This window comes from Halalkalibacter lacteus (assembly GCF_036663595.1).
Classification (GTDB): Bacteria; Bacillota; Bacilli; order Bacillales; family Bacillaceae_D; genus Halalkalibacter; species Halalkalibacter lacteus.
The window spans coordinates 1-238 of record NZ_JAWRVL010000440.1; the positions used below are offsets into that span (position 1 = coordinate 1).

The 238-nt window shown below is 68.9% G+C and carries 1 protein-coding gene; it reads left to right on the forward strand.

The genetic code is table 11. From position 1 onward, the window contains the following. On the forward strand, positions 1 to 238 hold a 238-nt coding region (locus tag SAZ04_RS22955; protein WP_332700106.1), incomplete at both ends, for a hypothetical protein.

A 238-nucleotide genomic window follows, 5' to 3' on the forward strand; every position in this document is an offset into this window, starting at 1 on the left:
GGCACGATCGAGGGCTTCGACCTGTCGCCCTTCGACCGCTTCCGCAACCAGTCGAGCGGCCAGCCGACCGACCTGGCCGCGGAGGAATACCGCTTCCTCAGCGCCGCAATGCCGCTCTACGGATTCGATTTCACGCGACCGGTCCCCTCGCCGCGCGAACGCTGGGTCGTCGTCCCCGTGACCGAGGCCGGCACGGTCCACGGCATCGCGCTGTGGTTCGACCTGAAGCTCGACGACC